The 3,682-nt window shown below is 25.4% G+C and carries 3 protein-coding genes; 1 reads left to right on the forward strand and 2 read right to left on the reverse strand.

The genetic code is table 11. The features are described from left to right. Positions 1–279: 279 nt before the first annotated feature. Together G3997_RS05040 and G3997_RS05045 are read right to left on the reverse strand one after the other, a co-directional pair. Positions 280–1,902, reverse strand: coding sequence for a Na/Pi cotransporter family protein (locus G3997_RS05040; RefSeq protein ID WP_296649083.1), 1,623 nt, complete (start codon positions 1,900–1,902; stop codon positions 280–282). 116 nt (positions 1,903–2,018) lie between these two features. Continuing rightward, positions 2,019–2,195 (reverse strand): asparaginase domain-containing protein, encoded by a 177-nt coding sequence (locus G3997_RS05045; RefSeq protein ID WP_296649090.1) that lies wholly within the window; start codon positions 2,193–2,195, stop codon positions 2,019–2,021. 275 nt (positions 2,196–2,470) lie between these two features. On the opposite strand from G3997_RS05045, the gene G3997_RS05050 reads away from it, so the two are divergent. Further along, positions 2,471–3,604: an SLC13 family permease gene (locus G3997_RS05050; RefSeq protein WP_296649094.1), complete on the forward strand. Its 1,134-nt coding sequence runs from the start codon at positions 2,471–2,473 to the stop codon at positions 3,602–3,604. Positions 3,605–3,682: the final 78 nt, after the last annotated feature.

Consider the following 3,682-nt stretch of genomic DNA (forward strand, 5'->3'; position numbering starts at 1 on the left):
ACATAATTTTTTATAACTATTTCTCATTTTTGACCTCCTAATTTAARCCTTTAATTTGTAAATATTTAATTACTTGAATAAATTTTACTCAAAGTTCATATTACCTATTCTCTTTTATAGCTGTATTTTTATGTCATAAATTATAAAAAATTCTATTGTATATTTAATCAATTATTCTACTTCATATATACAGTTATAGTTGATTTTTACAATTAAAATACACTATATAAAAAGTACCTTTAATAAATAACATTATTTTTCAGGCACCTTTTATGTATATTACTCATTAACTTTTATAACTCTTTTAGCAATACTTGCAGAGTGATCTGATATTCTTTCTAAATTAGTTAGTAAATCTAAATACACTATACCTGAGTCTACACTACAAAAATTTTGATTTAATCTAGACATATGTTGACTTCTATATGACTTATCTATATCATCAACTATTTCTTCTATCTCTAAAACTTTATTAGCAATACTTATATTATTTTCTCTCATAGCTTTAAGAGCTAATGTATATGCATCTAGTACTTTTTCATAAATTACTTTTATTTCGTCTATTGCTTTTTCTGATAAATTGATATTATTTTTTATAGAAGATTCTGCTAATTCAGCTATATTCTCAGATAAATCCCCTACTCTTTCTATATCATTTACAGTATGAAATAATAAATCTAATGTCATCCTCATTTTTTGATCTAATGCTTTATTTGATAATTTAATTAAATAATCTAAAATTCTTCTTTGTTGTTCATTTACAAGCTCTTCCTTTTCAAGGGTTATATTTATATTTTCTTCTGATTTTTCAAGTACTGCTATAACAGAACTTGTTAAACTTTGTTTTGCCTTTTCTCCCATTCTAAGTGATTCTCTTACTATATTACCAAAAGCTATTGCAGGAGTTTCTAGCATTCGCTCATCTAAGTACTTTGTAACAATACTATCATCTTCCTCTTCACCTGATTTGTCAGGTATTATTAACATAGCTAACTTAACTATAAGTCTTGAGAAAGGGAGTAATATTATAACATTTACTATATTAAATAATGTATGTGAATTTGCTATTTGTCTAGCTGGATCTGTAGGATTTAAATACTCAACTACCATAGTTATAGGCTTATTTAATATAAGCATAAATAAAAGAGTACCAATTATATTAAAGCATAAATGCATAGTAGCTGCTCTTTTTGCATTTTTATTAGCTCCTATACTAGATATAAGGGATGTTGTACAACTCCCTATATTATCTCCATATAAAATTGGTAATGCTCCTGCTAGTGGCATTAATCCTTGAGAAGATAATGCTATTAATATCCCCATAGATGCACTAGAACTTTGAAGTACTGTAGTCATTAAAAAACCAGCTAGTAATGCTAATAATGGATGCCTTGTAAGCTGTGCTAAAACCTTTCTAAATACTGGATATTCTGATAATGGTGCTACTGCATCTTTCATAAATTTCATACCAATAAATAGAATTGCAAAACCTATTAATATTTCTGATATATTTTTAAGCATTGGTTTTGATTTTGAACCAATCATATATAAAACTATACCAATTCCAAGAGCTATCGATGATAATATACTAACATCAAAAGATACTAGCTGTGCTGTTACAGTTGTACCTATATTTGCTCCCATTATTACACCTATAGCTTGATATAAATTCATTATTCCTGCATTTACAAAACCAACTACCATAACAGTTGTTGCACCACTACTTTGTATTATTCCTGTAACAACTGTTCCTACTAATACCCCCATCACAACATTACTTGTTAAAAGCCCTATAGCTTTTTCTAATTTAGGTCCTGTTGATTTTTGAAGACCTTCACCCATTACATTTATTCCATAAAGAAATAAGCCAAGTCCTCCTATAAGACTTATTAGTATATACAAAAATTGTCACCTCCTAAAAAAATTCCTACCCTTATTTTTGTTTTTATGTGCTTACTCTATACGTAAATAAAAAAAATAGTTACCTTAATTAAGGTAACTATTTGTATATAATCTATTCAAATATTAAATATCTGCTCAGTAGTAATTCTTGCTATTTTGTCAATTCCCTTTATATCTTTAATAATATCATCTATATTTAATTTGCCAATTGTATAATTTAATGTTTTACCTTCTTCACCTTTTCCAGATATGGTGCCACCTGTAGCCAAAACATAGATATGCTTTTTCTTCATTTTATCCTCCTAATGTGTAATTCTTCTTTATCTTAGATTGCGCATTTTGAATTAAAATATTACGATATGTAAAAAAATAGAATTAAAAATAACTATTGGTAACTTTTTAATAACCCCACCTCTATCTAAGTATTACATTAAAATCATTCATATTGATAATATTCAATTATTTGATTTTATATAATCTTTGAATATCTTATGTTAAAATTTCATTTGATATATACACTATAATAGTGTAAAATCTTGATGATAAAATTTATTATATGGAGAGAAAAATGAGTCAAATTATTCAAACACAAGAATCAAAAGCTAAAAACTCATTTGTTGAGTTCTTAAAAAAGGAATGTGTTCTAGTTATAGCAGTTACTCTTGCTATACTTAGTTCTGTTATTTCTATGCCTAAAATGTCATACATTGACTTTAAGGTACTTATATTATTATTTAACCTTATGATAGTTGTTGCTGCTTTTAAAGAATTAAAAGTTCTAGATAGCATCGCTATAGGTTTACTAAAAAAATGTAATACCTACACTTCAATATCTTTAGCATTAGTATTTATAACGTTTATATCTTCAATGATAGTTACTAATGATGTTGCACTTATAACTTTTGTTCCACTTAGTGTAGTTATTGCAAGAAAAGCTAATATTAATGTATTAAAAATAGTAATATTTCAAACATTAGCAGCTAACCTTGGAAGTAGCTTTACTCCTATGGGTAATCCTCAAAACTTATTTATATATTCTTTTTATAATTTAAGCCCTGTGGATTTCTTTAATATTACTTTACCTATAGTTATTTTAGCTGTATTATTTTTAGTTTTCCTTGTTATTAAGGATAAAAAGATGAATTTAAGTCTAGATTTAGAAACTATTAAAATAGATAATAAAAGAGATGTTTATTTATTTAGTGGATTATTTTTAATAATATTATTATCAGTTTTCCATATTATTGATTATAGACTTACTTTCTTAATAACTATTGTTATGGTTTTACTTCTTAATAAAAAGCTATTTACAAAAGTTGATTATTCATTATTAATTACATTTGTTGGATTTTTCATATTTGTTGGAAACATTTCAACTATGGATGTTGTAAAAAACTTTATGGAAGGTATTTTAGGTAGTCCTCAATCTACATTCTTATCTTCTGTACTATCTAGTCAAGTTATAAGTAATGTACCTGCTACTATGCTTTTATCAGGATTTACTAATCACTTTAAAGAACTTCTTTTAGGTGTAAATATAGGTGGTATGGGAACTTTAATAGCATCTCTTGCTAGTGTTATATCTTATAAGATTTATAGTAGTGAGTTTGGAAATGATAATTATATGAAGTCATTTACTTTATATAATATATTAGGTTTAATTATATTTGTACCAATTTTATATATGCTTATAATTTTATAAAAATAAATAAAATGAAATAGATGAAATTAATATAAATAGTAATAGTTTAGATATACCTTTAAATAAAAATAATATTGT

Origin of the sequence: Romboutsia sp. 13368 (assembly GCF_018336475.1) — a bacterium.
Classification (GTDB): domain Bacteria; phylum Bacillota; class Clostridia; order Peptostreptococcales; family Peptostreptococcaceae; genus Romboutsia.